Here is a 17162-nt window from a genome sequence, read left to right on the forward strand (position 1 = left end):
CACATGTACCAGCAGGTTCTCGATCCCGTCGCGGGTTCGCTCGCGTGGTCCTCGCTCGTGGCGGCCATCCCTCTGATCGTGCTGTTCGTCCTGCTCGGCGTCTTGCGGATGACAGCCTGGCTCGCGGCGCTGATCTCCCTCGCGGTCGCGATCGCGGTGGCGATCTTCGTCTACCCGATGCCGGCGGGCCCGGCGTTCCTCGCGGCGGCCGAAGGTGCCGCGTTCGGGTTCTTCCCGATCCTGTGGATCGTCATCAACGCGATCTGGATCTACAACATGACCGTCCGCACCGGACACTTCGACGTGCTGCGCCGCTCGTTCTCGCGGGTCAGCGACGACCAGCGGATCCAGGGCGTGATCGTCGCGTTCTCGTTCGGTGCGCTGCTCGAGGCCTTGGCCGGGTTCGGCACCCCGGTCGCCATCACCAGCGTCATGCTCATCGCGCTGGGCTTCCGGCCCCTGAAGGCCGCGATCGTCGCCCTCGTCGCCAACACCGCACCCGTCGCCTTCGGTGCGCTCGCGGTGCCGATCACCACGCTGTCCACCGTCACCGGCCTGCCGCTGCACGACCTGTCCGCGATGGTCGGCCGCCAAACCCCGCTGCTGGGATTCATCGTCCCGCTCGCGCTCGTGTTCATCATCGACGGCACCCGCGGGGTCCGCCAGACCTGGCCCGTGGCGCTCGTCTGCGGCGTGGTCTTCGCCGTCGCCCAGTTCGCGATCTCGAACTACGTGAGCGCACCGCTCACCGACATCGTCGCGTCGCTGCTGAGCGCCGGCGCGGTCGTGCTGTTCCTGCGGGTCTGGCGGCCGGTCGAGGGCTTCACCGAAACCGGCGGACCCGAGGTCACCCGCCGCGGCGCGGCCGCGGACGGGCGGGCGCCGGCGGCCGCGACCTCGACGGCCACGATCGACCGGCAGGCTCCCCGGGCGGGCCGCGACGGTCCACCGAGCGGAGGCGGCGACGGTGACACCGAAGCCGGCCGCCGCGACAGCGGCGCCGAGGTGTTCCGCGCCTACTCGCCGTACCTGATCATCATCGTGGTGTTCGGGCTCGCGCAGATCCCGGCGATCCAGCACGCGCTGACCAGCGTCACGCGCACCTTCGCCTGGCCCGGGCTGCACATCACCTCCGCGAGCGGGAAAGTGTCGACGCTGCCGATGTTCAAGTTCGACTGGCTCGCCGCGGCCGGCACGTTGCTCATCATCGCCGGGCTGCTCACCATTCCCGTGATCCGCATCCGCCCCGCGACCGCGTTGCGCACCTACTTCGCCACGTATCGCCAGCTCGCGCCCGCGATCGTGACCGTGATGGCCGTGCTCGCGCTCGCCTACGTCATGAACGCGAGCGGGCAGACCACGACACTCGGCACGTGGATGGCCGGCGCCGGCGGGATCTTCGCGCTCATTTCGCCGATCCTCGGCTGGCTGGGCGTCGCCGTGACCGGCTCGGACACGTCGTCGAACTCGTTGTTCGGCGCGCTGCAGGTGGTCGCCGCGCAGAAGGCCGAGCTGAGCGCCACCCTGCTCGCCGCCGCGAACTCGTCCGGCGGGGTGCTCGGCAAGATGATCAGCCCGCAGAACCTCGCCATCGCCGCGGCGGCGGTGGGCATGTCCGGGCGGGAGGGCGATCTCTTCCGCAGGGTGTTCCTCTGGAGCGTGGTCTTCCTCGCGGTGATGTGCGTGCTCGTCTACCTGCAGTCCACCCCTGTGCTCTCGTGGATGGTGCCCTGAACCGTTCGACGAGGCGCTCCTCCCGCTCGGTGGGCGGGTGCGGCCGGTCGTCACAAAGATCTTCTGGTGAGAATCCGCCGCGGTTAGCGTGAGCGATACCGATCAAGGAACGGAGTCGCTCACATGGCTTTCCCCGGCCTGCAGCACGTCGCGATCACGGTTTCGGACCTCAAGCGCAGCACCGAGTGGTACAGCCGCCTGTTCGATGCCGAACCCGTACTCGACGAGGACGAGGAAGGCGGCGAGTTCCACCACACGGTCTTCGCCCTCGACGGCGGAATGCTCTTCGGCCTGCACACCCACCCCGGCCGCCAGTCGGAGGACCTCTTCGTCGAAACGCGCACCGGCCTCGACCACGTGGGCTTCGCACTCTCGGGCCTCGCCGAGCTCGAGCAGTGGCGCGACCGCCTCGACGAACTCGCCATCCCCCACGGCGGCATCAAGAAGGCCCACTACGGCTCGGGCGTCTCTTTCCGCGACCCCGACAACATCGCTCTCGAGTTCTTCATCGCACCGGGAACGTGACCACCGATCCCTGCCGAACAGCCCGGCGACACCACCGGCACCATCGGTCATCCAGTACCGGAAAGTGAAGTGCTTGTCTGCCACCCGGCCATGACCGCGAGCAGACTGTCACGATCCATTTCGACCTGATCACCGGCGGTCTCGCGTTCGATGCTCGGCGCGGTGATCCGCCCGGTTACGGAATTTTCGAGCGCCATGCCTGCCGCCGCCTACAGCAACACCGGATGCACCGAAAGGACAACAGCTGGTCCGCTTGGTCCAGACCGTCCCCAAGACGTTACAAAGCCCCGGTAACGAACATCACCAGTCCGTCGATCCAGTGATCGACATCGCTCCCCCACATCAACCTGAAGGATGTCTTCGTGACCGAGGAAGTACCGGCGCTCGTGGAACAATCCGTCGTCGCGGCACCACCGCCACGCCGGTCACGCTGGGTTTCCCTGGTGGTCACCGCCGCCATCGGTCTCGTTGTCGGCGCGGTCGGTGTCGGTGTTCCGTGGTACCTCACCGCACACGACTCCGGCGTCGTCAGCGGACTCCCGCTCAAGGCACCCGACACGCTCGGCGGCGTCGACAGAGCCGATGTCTACCCGGTCAAGCTCAAAGACGACGAGGCCCACCGCCAGTTCGCCCAACGCAACGCCACCAACGACCGGGAGAACGGCAACCGCCTCTCCGCCGCGTACGGCGCGCCGGCCCTGGTACAGACCTACACCGCGGTGGACTTCAGACACTCGTTCCAAATCACCGCGGTGCGTGCGCATGCCCCCGGGCTCGTGACCCCGTACGAGGACAAGGACAACGGCCTCGCCGGACCCCTCAACGAACTCCGCCAGATCGACGATGTGTCCTGCGTTCTGCACAACAACCTGGCACCGTCGGCGGCGCTCACGCCGGACAAGACGTCGGTCATCCTGTGCCAGCGATCGGACGCCGTCCTGACCATCCAGCTCAAACCCCTCGGCGACGACACCCTGGAGTACACCGACCCGGCCGTGTGCGCGGCCATGATCAACGAAGCTTGGGCCAAGCTGCACTGAACATGCCGCGCCTCAGCAACCACTCGAGCGCGCACGCGATACCTGCAATCAGAGGCGTGCAACCCCCACCTGGTGAAAAGCATCATCTGGAATTCGCTCCGGAGCTTGCCTGACACGTGGCCGGGAATAGATACGTCGTGCCTGATACTCCAGATCAGCGAATGGCTCAGTCGGCTCCCGAGGCGGCCTGAGACACTTCCACGATCGCCGGCGTTGTTGCCGGCGTCGTCGCGGGAGGGCCTGCACTTCGGCACACTATTCACTCGCCACAAACAGCTTCCCGGCGAGCGTCCACCGCCCGCCGGCGCAAAATGCGACGCCCCGGCGGGGGCCGTCGGGGCGGGCCACGCAACTCCCCCGCGCCTGCGCGCGGGGGGAGTTGCGCTCAACCGAACGGCTTCCTGCTTTCGACATCGCTGTAGCTGCGATCCGCCTGATGGGCAAACGTGGCGCAGTAGCCGGAGTCGCCATGCAGGACCAGGTCGCTGCCGTTGAAGGTCAACCCGATGTCCTGCCCGTGGCTGACTGTCCAGCCGGCGCCGAAGCTGCCGTTGCCGGCCCGCTGGTTGTTGTAGACCTGCGACAGCGACAGGTTCTCCTCGGTGCCCTTGATCGTGAGCCGGCGCTGGGTGACGGTCAGGTTGCGATCACCGGTGTTGACCAACGCCTCCCTCCGATCCGAGCTCGGGAACCGCTCCAGCGGGCACTGCGGGAGGAGCCCGCCGTGCCGAAGCCCGGCTTGTACCCCGGCCGCCAGGCCGCAGTCGGCGGCTGCCCACCGGACGGCGTGTGGGGCGATTTCGTTGCCAACCGTAAGCAAAAAATGGAATATTCAAGCGGTGCCGCTGACGCACAAAGGCTGCCCCTAAATAATCGCTCCAGAAGGCTTGGCTTCAGAAGGGTTGACAGCCTGGCGTCGCCCACCACTAGTCTGAACGCCGCATACCAAAACAGATGTTCTTGTGGAGCAGGCTCCGATCATTGCGTATTGCGCTGGGGCGCGCCAAGAACGTCTTCGTGGGGATTTCGGGTTGGTGGGAGTTCGGTCGAATGAGACAAGGGTCGGCATCGCGAACACTCGGACGACGCCGGCGCTGCCGGTCGGCGCGCGGCACTTTTCGCGACACGGCGTCTCGGCTTGCAGCCATTCCTTCCACGATCTCGGTGCCGACTACCACCGCGGGCCCGGTTCCGCACCTTGCGGGCGAACACCAGCCTGCCGCGAGTGTTGGCCGATGCGTACCTGCAGCCGGCAACCACACCACTGTGCTCCTCACGGCGGTCAGCAGTCGGAGGCTGCGCCCACCGTCCTGCTGCGGGCCGCGCCGATTCAGGGCTGGCCGGGCTCCGATAGCAGTCCAGGAGAATGCGAATCTCGTTCATGAGTCCGGCGCGCTTCTCGCGCCGGCCGCTCCAATTCTTGATTCAAGAGGTTCTTCAAATGGGAAACTCCCACGGCGCCCTGACCGCTGATCCGGCCGGCAATCTGACCACGCTCGCCGAATGCGAGCGGCTCTTCGCCGAAGTGCTCGCCGACATCATGGACACCGACCACGTCCCGGTCGACAGCCACTTCTTCGACGACCTCGGCGCCGACTCCATGGTCATGGCCCGCTTCTGCGCACGGATACGCAAACGACCCGACCTGCCCTCCGTATCGATGCCCGACATCTACAAACACCCGACGATTCAGGGTCTTGCCGCGGCCCTCGCCACCGCGACCACGCCTGCCCCACAGCCGGCAACCACGCACGCCGAATGCGAGCGACTTTTCGCCGAAGTGCTCGCCGACATCATGGACACCGACCACGTCCCGGTCGACAGCCACTTCTTCGACGACCTCGGCGCCGACTCCATGGTCATGGCCCGCTTCTGCGCACGGATACGCAAACGACCCGACCTGCCCTCCGTATCGATGCCCGACATCTACAAACACCCGACCATTCAGGGTCTTGCCGCGGCCCTCGACACCACCACAACCGGTTCCGCACCTGCCCCGCAGCCGGCAGCTCCGGCGGGTCCCGCTGAGCCGCCGACGCAAGCCCGCAACGGTGAGTACGTTCTCTGCGGGGCGGTGCAACTCCTCTTCCTCCTCGGTTATCCCGCCCTCACCGCGGCCGTCTGGGTGACGGGTTTCCACTGGGTCACAGCCAGCTCCGGCCTGGTCGAGGTCTACCTTCGGTCGGTCGCGTTCGGCGCCGCGATGTTCCTCGGCCTGTGCACCCTGCCGATCTTCGTCAAGTGGGTGCTCGTCGGCCGGTGGAAGCCTCAGGAGATCCGCGTCTGGAGCATGGCGTACATCCGCTTCTGGCTCGTCAAAACCCTGATCCAGCGCAACCCGATGGTGCTGTTCGTCGGTTCACCGCTCTACGCGCTCTACCTGCGGGCACTGGGCGCGAAGATCGGGCGCGGCGCCGTCATCTTCTCCAGGAACCTGCCCGTGTGCACCGACCTGCTCAGCATCGGCGACGGCGCGGTGATCCGGAAAGACTCGTTCTTCAACGGCTACCGAGCGCACGACGGCGTCATCCGGACGGGGGCGGTGAGCATCGGCAAGGACGCGCTCGTCGGCGAGGCCACGGTGCTCGACATCCGGACCGCGCTGGGTGAGGGGGCCGTGCTCGGGCACTCGTCCGCGCTGCACACGGATCAGTCGGTACCTACCGGGCAGCGCTGGGTCGGCTCGCCCGCCCAGCGGGCCGAGAAGACGAACCAGATGGCGGTCACAGCGCGCGACGTGGGCACAGGACGACGGATGGTCTACTCGGTGGTGCAGCTGGCGAACCTGCTGCTGCTGGGTCTGCCGCTGACGTTCGGCATCGCGGACGTCGCGATCCCCCAGCTTCCGGAATTCGGTCCCCTGCTGGGCTCGGCACCGGTGTCGCTCACGACCTGGACGTTCTTCCTCGACGCGCTGGTCGTCTCCGCCGTGGTCTTCTTCGGCGCCGTGCTCGTCGGCGTCGTGCTCGTCGGAACCGTTCCGCGCGTGCTGAACCTCTTCATCAAGCCGGACAAGGTCTATCCGCTGTACGGGTTCCATTTCTGGGTCCATCGCGCGATCGCCCGCACGACCAACATCAGGTTCTACACGACTCTCTTCGGTGGCACCTCCTACATCATCTACTACCTGCGTTGGCTGGGCTACAGCCTTCGCGGGGTGCGGCAGACCGGTTCGAACTTCGGCGAAATGGTCAAGCACGACACCCCGTTCCTCAGCGCGGCCGGCAGCGGAACGATGGTCGCGGACGGACTGTCCATCATCAACGCCGATTTCTCGAGCACCTCCTTCCGCCTGTCCCGCGCGTCGATCGGGCCGGACAACTTCCTGGGGAACATGATCGCCTACCCCCCGCAGAGCAAGGCAGGTGACAACTGCCTCCTCGCGACGAAGGTCATGGTTCCCGTCGACGGACGGGTGCGCAAAGGCGTGGGCTTGCTCGGCGCGCCCAGCTTCGAGATCCCGCGATCGGTCAAGCGCGACAGGCAGCTCGACGTGAGCAGCCCGGACGAGCTGCGCCGCGGCCTCAGGGCCAAGACCGTCTACAACACCATCAGCATGGCGCTGTTCCTGCTGGTGCGCTGGACCTTCTTCTTGTCCGTCACCGTGGTCTACCTGGCCGCCATCAACCTCTTGAACTCCCTGGGTACGCTCGCACTCGCGGTCGCACTGGCCACCGCGGTGCTCATCGTTTTCACGGTCGCCTACAACGTCGTGATCGACCGGCTGATCCGGCGGTTGCAAGCCTTGGTGCCGCAGGGTTGCTCGATCTACGACCGCGCCTTCTGGCGGCACGAGCGCTTCTGGAAAGTCAGCTCCCTCACCTATGTCCTCGCCTTCAACGGCACCCCGCTCAAGAATGTGATCTGGCGGCTGCTGGGTATGCGGGTCGGCCGCCGGGTTTTCGACGACGGCCTGCGCGTGCCCGAGCGGACGTTCACCACGATCGGTGACCATTGCACCCTCAACGCGGACACCATCGTCCAGTGCCACTCGCAGGAGGACGGCGGGTTCAAGTCGGACCGCATCGCTATCGGTGCCGGCTGCACCCTCGGTGTCGGCGCGTTCGTCCACTATGGAGTGACGACAGGCGACGGCGCGGCGCTCGCCACCAGTTCCTTCCTCATGAAGGGCGAGGAACTGCCACCGAACGCACTGTGGAGCGGAAACCCCGCCACAGAGATGCGCGAGCACTCGGACGATCCGCAGGCCCGAAAGATCAACCTCGATGACAGCTACGCCGCGCTCGTCCGCGGCGGCTGACACCCGGCAAGCGTGGACATCGCCGAGCACCCGCTCCTCGCGGACTTGACCGAGCACCGCACCGCGAGCACGCGCCGAACTGCCGACGTCCGCCTCGGGTGGGAACTGAAAGGAGATCGAGATGTCGTCCTCATCATCATCGCTGTTGGACGTGGACCTGCACGTCGGCAGGGTGCCGATGCTGCGAGCCGCTGCCACCGGCGACGGACCGGGCTGGGCGACCGGGCACCGCGATGCCTTGCGTGCCGTCGTCGCCGAGCACGGTGCGGTCCTGGTCCGCGGTCTCGGGCTGCGCGATGCGGCCGAGGTCGCGGCGGTGTTCCACGGGCTGGCCACCGCAGGCCTCATGACCGAGAGGGAAGCGTTCGCGGAGCGGCAGACCTACGCCGAGGGCGTCTACTCATCCTCGAAGTGGCCACCGAACCAGCCGATGTGCATGCACCACGAACTGAGCTACCGGCTCGAGTTTCCCGGCCTGATGCTGTTCGCGTGCCTGTCCGCGCCCGCCGAGGGCGGGGCCACCGGTGTGGCGGACTCGACGGCCGTGCTCGAGGCGCTGCCCGGCGACCTCGTCGAGCGGCTCGAGAGGGAAGGCTGGACGCTCGTTCGCAGCTACAACGAGGAGATCGGCGCGTCGTTCGCCAAGGCGTTCGGCACCGAGGACCGTGGCGCGGTCGAGAGGTACTGCCGCGGCAACGCCATCGAGTTCGAGTGGCAACCCGACGGAGGGCTGCGCACCTGGCAGCACCGCAGCGCGGTGGTGCGGCACCCGGTCACCGGCCGGCGCTGCTGGTTCAACCAGATCGCCTTCCTCAACGAGTGGACGCTCGACCCAGAGGTGCGCGAGTTCCTGGTCGACACCTACGGCGCCGAAGGGCTGCCGTTCACCACCCGCTTCGGCGGCGGCGACCCGATCGGCGAGGACGTCGTGCAGCTGCTCAACGAGGTGTACGAAGCCAAAACCACGCGGGAGCTCTGGCAGGCGGGCGATCTGATGCTCGTCGACAACATCCGCAGCGCACACAGCCGGGAGCCCTTCAGCGGACCGCGCGAAGTCCTGGTCGGGATGGCTGACCCGGTTCGCCTGGCCGACTGCTCGCCGACCGTCGAGGTCAACATCGAATGACCACCGGCCCGCATCGATGCGCCAGGCGAAAGGACCAGAGATGATCATGCGGTTGCCGGACCTCGTCGCCGAGTCCGCCGAACGCGCCCCCGGCGCACCCGCACTGACCACGCGAACGACCACGATCTCCTACGCGGATCTGCACCAGCGGACGGAGCGAGCGGCAGCAGGCCTGCGCGATCTCGGGCTCGATGGTGGTGAGCGCGTCGCGGTCTTCCTGGACAAGAGGATCGAGACCGTCGTGGCGCTGTTCGGCTGCTCGCGGGCCGGTGGCGTGTTCATCCCGGTGAACCCGGTGCTGCGGGCCAGGCAAGTGAGGCACGTTCTCGATGACTGCGCCGCGCGGGTACTGGTGACGTCCACGGATCGGCTGCGAGCCCTGCGCTCCGAGCTCGCCGCCTGCAAGTCACTCTCCCACGTCCTCGTCCTGGGCGACTCGCCTGGCGAGGACAAGGAAGCCCCATACCGCATTCATCCGTGGTCGGAGGTCGCCGAGCGCGCAACCCAGGAAGTGCGTCCTCCAACGGGTGGCGTCGACACGGATGTGGCCGCGATCCTCTACACGTCGGGGAGCACCGGGGCCCCGAAGGGCGTCGTGCTGTCGCACCGCAATCTGGTCGTCGGCGCGGAGAGTGTCAGCACTTACCTGAACAACACGGCAGAAGACCGGATCCTGGCGGTTCTCCCACTGAGTTTCGACGCCGGGCTGAGCCAATTGACAACCGGCTTTCACGTGGGTGCCGACGTGGTGCTCGCCGACTACCTGCTGCCGGGAGACGTCGTCCGGCTGTGCGCGCAACACCGCATCAGCGGGATGGTCGGTGTACCGCCTCTGTGGATCCAGCTCGCGGCCCAGACGTGGCCATCCGAAGCCGTAGCCGGAATGCGCTACTTCGCCAACACCGGAGGGCGTCTCCCCCGCGTCATCCTGCAACGACTCCGAGCGATCTTTCCGGCTGCGGCGCCCTACCTGATGTACGGCCTCACAGAGGCGTTCCGCTCCACCTACCTCGATCCGCGGGAGGTCGACCGGCGGCCGGATTCGATCGGCCGGGCCATCCCGAACGCCGAGATCCTCGTAGTCCGAGACGACGGCGGCCTGTGTGGTCCGGGTGAGCCGGGTGAGCTGGTGCACCGAGGTCCGCTCGTCGCCTTGGGCTACTGGAATGACGCGCAGCGGACGGCCGAGCGGTTCCGGCCGCCGCCGAACCGCCCGGTCGAGCTGTGCACGCCTGAGCTGGCCGTGTGGTCCGGCGACGTCGTCGTCCGCGACCAGGAGGGCTTCCTGTACTTCGTCGGACGGCGCGACGACATGATCAAGACGTCGGGATATCGGGTCAGTCCCCAAGAGATCGAGGAAGTGGCCTACGAGACCGGGCTGGTCCACGATGCCGTGGCGCTCGGCCTCGAGGACGAGGTGCTCGGCCACCGGGTCGTCCTCGTCGTGACCCCGCGCGATCCCGCCGGCTTCGATCCGGCCGTGGTGACCGCGCGCTTGCGGCAGGAACTGCCCGGCTACATGGTGCCCGCCGAAGTGATGGTCCGCAGCACCCTGCCCCGTTCGCCGAACGGCAAGTTCGACCGGGCGGTCCTTCGCCACGAGCTCGCCGCCTCCCGCCCTCAGGAGCTTGCATGACCGCGCTCGCCCACGCGCAGCGCCTTGCGCCGCCACACCTTCCTCGTCGACGGCGGCCGCCACCACCAGTGTCGATCGCAGGCCGCCGGGCCTCTGCAACCGATCAGGAGAATCCACATGCCCCGCTCGCCAGAGACCTCAACAGCGATTTTCGAGGACGTCAAGGCCGTCGTGGTGGCCACGCTGGACATCGAGGACCAGGCCGATGACCTCAGGCCGGCAACGGGACTGTACGGCAATCTTCCTGAGCTCGATTCGCTCACCGTCGTCAAGCTCATCGTCGCTCTGAAGAAACGGTTCGGGATCGAGATCGACCAGATCGACGGCGACATCTTCGACACACTCGGACGGCTCGCGGCCTTCGTGGAGTCCAAGGTGTACTGGGAGCCGCTCGGTGGAGTCGAGCGCTAGAACTGCGCCACGACATGACGGCTGCCGACCCCGGAAGGGTTGACCAGCCGGGTCCACTCACATCAGCTCGGACTGTGCAACAGCGGCAAGCCATCGGCCGGGGTCCAGCGCAGCAAGCTCGACATGCTTCCAGGTGAACCCGCTCCGACTCCGGGCAGCAGCCCGAACTTGCCCGGCTCACAGGCAAACCGACGCGGCGCGCTCCTTCTCCGAGAACGCGAACCCATTCGCCGGTGTGGCGCGACGTTCCGTTGGAGATTCTCGATTTTCCGGGCGAGCACCGTACCCGCAGTCGGTGTCAGTGGATGGTTCCAGGCCGCACACCATTGGCTGCCGCGCTGGAAGAAGAGGTTCGCCAAGCTCACCGTCGGCGTCCTCGATGTGCAGTAAACTCATTCCCCAGCGCAGCTGCGCCCGGCGGTGGGACTCGCCGGACCCGAACCGCGGCTTCGGCCGCCAACGGTCCCTACCCGGTCCACGATCCCAGCAATCACAGGTTGGGGTGCGCGCCCATGACAAGTCCGGCCATGTCGCTCGGCGGCCCACCCGGGACGGCTCGCCGCGCCTGCGTCGATCCGCCGGCGCCCGCCGAACTGCCGGAACCCGCCGGGTGGCCGCCCCTCGCGTTCAGTGTCCTGACCAGCGGCGTCGTCCTGGAGTCCTGAGCCCGCCGCAATCCGTCCTCGATACCGCGAAGGAGACAGGAGAACATGTTCACCAACGCCGACGAGATCCTCCGCTTCATCGCCGATGAGGACGTCCAGTTCATCGACGTCCAGTTCTGCGACCTGCCCGGCATCATGCAGCACTTCACCGTCCCGGCAGTCTCCTTCGACGCGGAGTCCTTCACCGACGGGCTCGCCTTCGACGGCTCGTCGGTGCGCGGGTTCCAGTCGATCCACGAGTCGGACATGCTCCTGCTTCCCGACCCGGTCACGGCCCGCGTCGACCCGTTCCGTGCCCAGAAGACGCTCGCGATGAACTTCTTCGTGCACGACCCGCTCACGCACGAGGCGTACAGCCGTGACCCGCGCAACATCGCCCGCAAGGCCGAGCAGTACATCACCGAATCCAGCATCGCGGACCGGGCGTTCTTCGGGCCGGAAGCGGAGTTCTACATCTTCGACTCCGTCCGGTTCGACTCGGCGGAGAACGGAGCCTTCCACGAGGTTGACTCGATCGAGGGCTGGTGGAACACCGGCGCCGACGAAGCCGGCGGGAACCAGGGCTACAAAACGCCGTACAAGGGCGGTTACTTCCCCGTCCCACCGCGGGATCACTACGCCGACCTGCGCGATGAGATCGTGCGCAACCTGGCCGGCGTCGGGATCGTCGTCGAGAAGGCCCACCACGAGGTCGGCAGCGGCGGCCAGGCCGAGGTCAACTACAAGTTCAACACCCTCTTGCACGCCGCGGACGACCTGCAACTGTTCAAGTTCATCGTGAAGAACACCGCCTGGACGGCCGGCAAGACAGTCACTTTCATGCCCAAACCGCTCTTCGGCGACAATGGCTCCGGCATGCACTGCCACCAGTCGCTGTGGGACGAGAACGGGCCCCTGTTCTACGACGAGACCGGTTACGGCGGCCTGTCCGACATCGGGCGCCACTACGTCGGCGGCATCCTGCACCACGCGCCGAGCCTGCTGGCCTTCACCAACCCGACGATGAACTCCTACCACCGCCTCGTCCCCGGCTACGAGGCACCGATCAACCTCGTGTACTCCCAGCGCAACCGCTCCGCCTGCGTTCGAATCCCGATCACCGGCGCCAGCCCCCAGGCCAAGCGCATCGAATTCCGCTGCCCCGACTCCTCGGGCAACCCCTACCTCGCGTTCGCCGCCATGCTGATGGCCGGCCTCGACGGGATCCGCAACAAGACCGAACCGGCGCCGCCGATCGACAAGGACCTGTACGAACTGCCGCCCGACGAAGCCCGCGACGTCGCCCAGGTCCCCGGGTCTCTGGAAGCTGTGATCGACCGGTTGGAAACCGACCACGAATTCCTCCTCAGAGGTGGCGTGTTCACCCCTGACGTGATCGAGACCTGGGTCGAATTCAAGCGGGAGCACGAAATCGACCCGTTGCGGCTGCGCCCGCACCCCTTCGAGTTCGCTTTGTACTACGACGTGTGAGAAGTGACGACGCTGAACAATCGCGATCGGACCCGGCTTTCGCCGCCGCCGGGACCGACCTTCTGCACCGATCGGAGGCCGCGATGACCTTTCCCGAGGACTACCTGCATCCGGTGGGCCGCGGCGCGGTTTTCATCGAACACCAGCACCGGCACCCACGGGTCGACAAGTCGGTGTACGTCGCCCCGACAGCCGTGCTGTGTGGAGATGTCACCGTCGGACCACACAGCCGGATCCTCTTCGGCGCCGTGCTCACCGCGGAGGGAGGGCCGGTCGAGATCGGCGCGCACTGCGTGATCATGGAGCACGCGGTGCTTCGCGGCTCGCTGCGTCACCCGGTTCACCTCGGGGACCACGTCCTGGTCGGGCCGAACGCCCACCTCAGCGGATGCGTCATGGAAGGCAACGCACGAGTCGCGACCGGCGCGATGCTGTACAACGGCGCGCGCATCGGGTCCGGCGCCGACGTCGGGTTCGGGGCCGTGGTCCACGTGAACACCGTGGTTCCGCCGGGAACGACCGTGCCGATCGGCTGGTTCGCCGGCGGTGACCCGGTTCAGCTGATCCCACCGCAGCAGTGGGAACGCATCGCCGCGGTGATGGAACCACTCGACTACCGGGGAACCGTCTTCGGCGTGACCGGGGCGCCGGGCGAACCGTCGATGGCCCGGATCGCGCAACGCTACGCGCGGGCGCTCGCCCTGCACCGCTACGACGAGAACGTCACCCCGGAACTGCTCGGTGAGCCGGACGGTGAATGGCGGGCAGCTGACTCGGCTTCCTCCCGATGAACGCCGAGCCGTCTTTCCGGAGTGACGCGGCGATAAGGCAGGTCGTACCTTCGGGAACCACGGTGATTTCGCCGAAAGGTCGTTCGCTCGCCACATTGTGCACCCGGCGGCCCTGATCGAGACAAACGCCCAGCCGCAGAACGAACACGAGAACCCCCGCGCTCGACGGCGGCGCGGCCCACGCTTCCTCTCTGTGGCCATCGCCGAATCCCGCCCGTCGCGCCGGCGACCTTCCGCCACACTGTTCAGCCGTCGGATCGACAACGAAAGCACCACGTTCGCAGCTGCTCAGCCGGCCCCGACTCGTGGAGTGACTCCATCGCGGCCGTCGGTGCGCAGCGCGTCGTGGCGGTCGGCGAGCTCATCCCTCAATTGTCAGCTGGGCCGGGCCTGCGATTTGAAGCTTCTGCTGGACAACGACGTGGTCGAGCTGCGCCGCCAGGCGCGGGATCGTCGTCGACGCCAGGTAGGTCTCGGCGCCCGCGTCGATCATGCGGCGGACCGGCCCCTCATAGCTGATGCCCAATTCCGGGTCCTCGATCTCGGCGACAACGACATGCGCCTTCGGGTACGTCTCGTGCAAGGCGCCAATCAGCTGCGGGCTCCCCGGTGGCACCAGCACCACATCCGCTGTCTTCGGCGCGGAGCGCATGTCCAGCACGACGTAGTCCGACCCCAACTGCTCGGACAGCGCCGCACGGGCCGCCTGGGACAGCTTCATCGTGGTGGCCACGACCGTCACGTTGTCGCACACGTCCCGCGTGCCGGGATCGAAGTCGAACGCGGTCCTTGTCATGGTCGCGATCGGTTCACCCTCACTCGTGATCACGAGTTCTTCACCGCCGATGATGAGGTCCGCGACGTCCTTGGGCAGCTGCCGCACATCGATACGGGTCGTCATGACACTCGATCATGTCACAAATAACGGTGCAGTAACTCGGTCGCCGCGGTAGCCACCTGCCGCACGTGGCCCTGAGGCAGAGGGCGATGTGCGGGCCGGCGTCCGACCAATGGATCTCTGCGGCGTGCGTATCGGCGTCCTCCGCCACAGCCAGCTGTATGAGGCCTTGACGTCGGTGTGCTCTTCCGTCGGAGGTTGCGCGCAACCTCCGACGGAAGGTCCTCAAGCAATTGCCCCGGCAACCCGGCAGCACGACCGGCCCGGAAACCTCCCGCCCGGAACAGACCTGATCCGCCGCAACAGACTTGATCCGCGTGTCGGATCGGTCCTACTCTTCAGCGTCGACAACTGCCGAGAGGACCAAACCAATGCGAGGCGCCAACCGAAGCCGTGGCCGGTTGTTGATCATCTCCGGCGCACTGGCCGCCGGTCTGCTGGCCGCGACGAGCCCGGCAGCGGATGCGGCGCCGGCACGAGAACCGCTGTACTCCCCTGGTGCTCAAGGCGCCGGGGATCCGTACTTCCCCGACATGGGCAACGGCGGTTACGACGTCAGCCACTACGACATCCGGCTGGCGTTCGACCCCGCAACCAAAGCAATCGATGCGACCACGACGATCCTCGCCAAGGCCACCCAGAACCTCTCCCGCTTCGACCTCGATTTCCAGGGACCGCTGAAGATCAGCGCGCTCTCGGTGAACGGCCGGACCGCCACCTACAGCCGCAGCGGGGCCCAGGAGCTGGTGATCACCCCGCCGCACGGTCTGCGGAAGGGCAGTTCGTTCGTCGTCTCGGTGAGCTACGCCGGCGTCCCGCAGAAGATCGACGACCCCGCGCTGGGCGTCTCCGGCTGGGTCGCCACCAAGGACGGCGCGGTCGCGCTCAACCAGCCGATCGGCGCGGCGACCTACTACCCGGTGAACGACACCACCGACGACAAGGCGACCTACAGCCAGACCGTCACCGTCCCGACCGGTCTCACGGTGCTGGCCAACGGTGAACCCGGGCCCACCACCACGCACGATCACCAGACCACCTTCCGCTGGACCATGAACCGGCCGATGGCCAGTGAGCTGAGCATGCTCGCGATCGGCGACTACAACGTCACCCGTGGCGTGGCGGCCGGCGGCCTGCCGAACATCACCGCGATCGGCAAGTCGATCGACACCAAACCCGGTCAGGGCAAGGTGTTCAACCAGACCACGGCGCAGGTCGTCCAGTGGGAATCCTCGATGTACGGGCGGTACCCGTTCGACTCGACCGGCGGCATCCTCGCCGACGTCGGCGTCGACTACGCCCTCGAGACGCAGAGCCGGCCGGTCTACGACCAGAGCACCAGCAATGTCGACGGCGACCTGCTCGCCCACGAACTGGGCCACCAGTGGTTCGGCGACAGCCTCACTCCCGTGCACTGGTCGGACATCTGGCTCAACGAAGGCTTCGCTACCTACTCCGAGTGGCTCTACCAGGAGAAATTCAACAACGTCCCCGTGCAACAGACCTTCGCGAAGGCCTACGCCGACGAGAAGGACTGGAGCGGCGAAGTCGCCGACCCGGGACGTGATCACATCTTCGACGACCTGGTCTACAACCGCGGCGCGATGGCCCTGCAAGCGCTGCGCCTGAAGATCGGCGACCGCGCCTTCTTCGAAGTGCTCGCGCAGTGGCCGACCGCTCACCGCTACGGCAACGTCTCGACGCGGCAATTCATCCAGTTCGTCGAGCGACTGACCCACCGCAACCTCGACTCGTTCTTCCACTCCTGGCTCTACCAAGCGGGCAAGCCGGCACTCTGACCAGGTCATGGACTGCACCGACCGCGTCACGCTCTCCCACGGGATCTCTGGTAACCCGGTGTCGGGCCGGCCGGGACGGCAGTGGGCATTGCCTGGCAGACCGGGTTCTGCTGGTCACGACCTATTGGCGGACGAACCTGTCCATGCGCCAGATCGGCCCGCTGTTCGGGGCGTCGCACTCCGCCGCGCACCGGGGTAAGTGACACGATCGACCCCTGCTGGCGCTGGCCCGGTCCCGCAATCGCCGGATCGATGCGGTCGCGATCGTCGACGGCACTTTGTCCCCGACCCGCGATCACCGGCTGATCACCCCCGTCGAAGAACTACCGCTACCCCACCACCGTGCAGCTCGCCATCGACGCCGAGACCAGATCGGTGATCGCCACCGGCCATCCGCCACCGGGCAGCCGCGACGACTGCACCGCCTACCACGACCGACGTCGGCTGGAAAAGATCAAGAACATTACCGACACCCGGGGCCACATCGTGCGCGCAATGTCACCTAGCTGTTGCGGGTCGTGACGTTGGTGTCGGCTGGTGGGGCCTGAAGATGGGGACGGGTCTTTCGGCGGCAGGATGAGAAGTGCGACCCACTCGTCCGCCAAGCAGAAAGACCCGTCCATGCACCACCGTAATGCCCCACTGTCACTCGAAGGCCGCCGCCGGCTGGTTGCGCGTTGCCAGACCCGCCCGATCGCCCACGTCGCCGCGGAGATGGGCATCTCCCGCCAATGCGCCAGCAAATGGGTCAACCGCTACCGGCGCCATGGCGAGACCGGCCTGCTCGACCGGCCCAGCGTCCCGCA

The 17162-nt window shown here is 67.0% G+C and carries 15 protein-coding genes and 1 pseudogene; 13 read left to right on the forward strand and 3 right to left on the reverse strand.

Going from position 1 to position 17162, the window contains the following annotated elements; all coding sequences use genetic code 11:
• Positions 1-3: 3 nt before the first annotated feature.
• Positions 4-1734 carry an L-lactate permease gene (locus ACWEOE_RS26895; protein ID WP_452013792.1) on the forward strand — a complete coding sequence of 577 codons (1731 nt, stop codon included), beginning with the start codon at positions 4-6 and terminating at the stop codon, positions 1732-1734.
• Between the two features lie 123 nt (positions 1735-1857).
• Positions 1858-2259, forward strand: a complete 402-nt coding sequence (locus ACWEOE_RS26900) for a VOC family protein (protein ID WP_452013794.1) — start codon at positions 1858-1860, stop codon at positions 2257-2259.
• Positions 2260-2306: 47 nt separating this feature from the next.
• On the opposite strand, the gene ACWEOE_RS26905 is transcribed toward ACWEOE_RS26900, so the two are convergent.
• Positions 2307-2456 carry a hypothetical protein gene (locus ACWEOE_RS26905; RefSeq protein WP_452013796.1) on the reverse strand — a complete coding sequence of 50 codons (150 nt, stop codon included), beginning with the start codon at positions 2454-2456 and terminating at the stop codon, positions 2307-2309.
• Positions 2457-2621: 165 nt separating this feature from the next.
• On the opposite strand from ACWEOE_RS26905, the gene ACWEOE_RS26910 reads away from it, so the two are divergent.
• Complete coding sequence (locus tag ACWEOE_RS26910; RefSeq protein ID WP_452013798.1) at positions 2622-3299, forward strand: hypothetical protein; 678 nt, start codon at positions 2622-2624, stop codon at positions 3297-3299.
• 385 nt (positions 3300-3684) lie between these two features.
• On the opposite strand, the gene ACWEOE_RS26915 is transcribed toward ACWEOE_RS26910, so the two are convergent.
• Positions 3685-3963 carry a DUF6531 domain-containing protein gene (locus ACWEOE_RS26915; protein ID WP_452013800.1) on the reverse strand — a complete coding sequence of 93 codons (279 nt, stop codon included), beginning with the start codon at positions 3961-3963 and terminating at the stop codon, positions 3685-3687.
• A gap of 717 nt (positions 3964-4680) precedes the next feature.
• Between ACWEOE_RS26915 and ACWEOE_RS26920 the strand changes: the two genes are divergently transcribed.
• The 7 genes from ACWEOE_RS26920 (at position 4681) to ACWEOE_RS26950 (ending at position 13659) form a co-directional block, all read left to right on the forward strand.
• Complete coding sequence (locus tag ACWEOE_RS26920) at positions 4681-7560, forward strand: Pls/PosA family non-ribosomal peptide synthetase (RefSeq protein ID WP_452013802.1); 2880 nt, start codon at positions 4681-4683, stop codon at positions 7558-7560.
• A 121-nt stretch (positions 7561-7681) separates the two neighbouring features.
• Positions 7682-8686 carry a TauD/TfdA family dioxygenase gene (locus ACWEOE_RS26925; RefSeq protein WP_452013804.1) on the forward strand — a complete coding sequence of 335 codons (1005 nt, stop codon included), beginning with the start codon at positions 7682-7684 and terminating at the stop codon, positions 8684-8686.
• A 40-nt stretch (positions 8687-8726) separates the two neighbouring features.
• On the forward strand, positions 8727-10322 hold the full coding sequence (locus ACWEOE_RS26930; RefSeq protein ID WP_452013806.1) for an acyl-CoA ligase (AMP-forming), exosortase A system-associated: 1596 nt from the start codon (positions 8727-8729) through the stop codon (positions 10320-10322).
• Between the two features lie 24 nt (positions 10323-10346).
• Positions 10347-10733 (forward strand): acyl carrier protein, encoded by a 387-nt coding sequence (locus tag ACWEOE_RS26935; RefSeq protein ID WP_452013808.1) that lies wholly within the window; start codon positions 10347-10349, stop codon positions 10731-10733.
• Between the two features lie 512 nt (positions 10734-11245).
• The gene (locus ACWEOE_RS26940; protein ID WP_452013810.1) at positions 11246-11398 is read left to right on the forward strand and encodes a hypothetical protein; all 153 of its coding nucleotides are present in this window, start codon (positions 11246-11248) and stop codon (positions 11396-11398) included.
• A gap of 45 nt (positions 11399-11443) precedes the next feature.
• A complete protein-coding gene (gene glnA, locus ACWEOE_RS26945; protein ID WP_452013812.1) occupies positions 11444-12868 on the forward strand; it encodes a type I glutamate--ammonia ligase in 1425 nt (474 codons plus the stop codon).
• An 83-nt stretch (positions 12869-12951) separates the two neighbouring features.
• Positions 12952-13659 (forward strand): gamma carbonic anhydrase family protein, encoded by a 708-nt coding sequence (locus tag ACWEOE_RS26950; RefSeq protein ID WP_452013814.1) that lies wholly within the window; start codon positions 12952-12954, stop codon positions 13657-13659.
• 361 nt (positions 13660-14020) lie between these two features.
• On the opposite strand, the gene ACWEOE_RS26955 is transcribed toward ACWEOE_RS26950, so the two are convergent.
• Positions 14021-14560 (reverse strand): hypothetical protein, encoded by a 540-nt coding sequence (locus tag ACWEOE_RS26955; RefSeq protein WP_452013816.1) that lies wholly within the window; start codon positions 14558-14560, stop codon positions 14021-14023.
• 368 nt (positions 14561-14928) lie between these two features.
• Here ACWEOE_RS26955 and ACWEOE_RS26960 point away from each other — a divergent pair, with 368 nt between their 5' ends.
• The 3 genes and pseudogenes from ACWEOE_RS26960 to ACWEOE_RS26970 form a co-directional block, all read left to right on the forward strand.
• Positions 14929-16356, forward strand: a complete 1428-nt coding sequence (locus tag ACWEOE_RS26960) for a M1 family metallopeptidase (RefSeq protein ID WP_452013818.1) — start codon at positions 14929-14931, stop codon at positions 16354-16356.
• 64 nt (positions 16357-16420) lie between these two features.
• A pseudogene (locus ACWEOE_RS26965) lies at positions 16421-16791 on the forward strand (helix-turn-helix domain-containing protein); the annotation flags it as partial.
• A gap of 186 nt (positions 16792-16977) precedes the next feature.
• Positions 16978-17162, forward strand: a 185-nt coding sequence (locus tag ACWEOE_RS26970; protein WP_452013820.1) for a helix-turn-helix domain-containing protein, incomplete at its 3' end; no start/stop codon positions are given.

Source organism: Amycolatopsis sp. NPDC004368, from assembly GCF_053602515.1.

Bases quoted from the DNA above. Each gene is read 5' to 3' on its own strand.
- ACWEOE_RS26905 (WP_452013796.1), bottom strand. From the start codon at position 2,456: ATGGCGCTCGAAAATTCCGTAACCGGGCGGATCACCGCGCCGAGCATC.
- ACWEOE_RS26895 (WP_452013792.1), top strand. From the start codon at position 4: ATGTACCAGCAGGTTCTCGATCCCGTCGCGGGTTCGCTCGCGTGGTCC.
- ACWEOE_RS26955 (WP_452013816.1), bottom strand. From the start codon at position 14,560: ATGACGACCCGTATCGATGTGCGGCAGCTGCCCAAGGACGTCGCGGAC.
- ACWEOE_RS26950 (WP_452013814.1), top strand. From the start codon at position 12,952: ATGACCTTTCCCGAGGACTACCTGCATCCGGTGGGCCGCGGCGCGGTT.
- ACWEOE_RS26920 (WP_452013802.1), top strand. From the start codon at position 4,681: ATGAGTCCGGCGCGCTTCTCGCGCCGGCCGCTCCAATTCTTGATTCAA.
- glnA (WP_452013812.1), top strand. From the start codon at position 11,444: ATGTTCACCAACGCCGACGAGATCCTCCGCTTCATCGCCGATGAGGAC.
- ACWEOE_RS26960 (WP_452013818.1), top strand. From the start codon at position 14,929: ATGCGAGGCGCCAACCGAAGCCGTGGCCGGTTGTTGATCATCTCCGGC.
- ACWEOE_RS26900 (WP_452013794.1), top strand. From the start codon at position 1,858: ATGGCTTTCCCCGGCCTGCAGCACGTCGCGATCACGGTTTCGGACCTC.
- ACWEOE_RS26930 (WP_452013806.1), top strand. From the start codon at position 8,727: ATGATCATGCGGTTGCCGGACCTCGTCGCCGAGTCCGCCGAACGCGCC.
- ACWEOE_RS26940 (WP_452013810.1), top strand. From the start codon at position 11,246: ATGACAAGTCCGGCCATGTCGCTCGGCGGCCCACCCGGGACGGCTCGC.
- ACWEOE_RS26925 (WP_452013804.1), top strand. From the start codon at position 7,682: ATGTCGTCCTCATCATCATCGCTGTTGGACGTGGACCTGCACGTCGGC.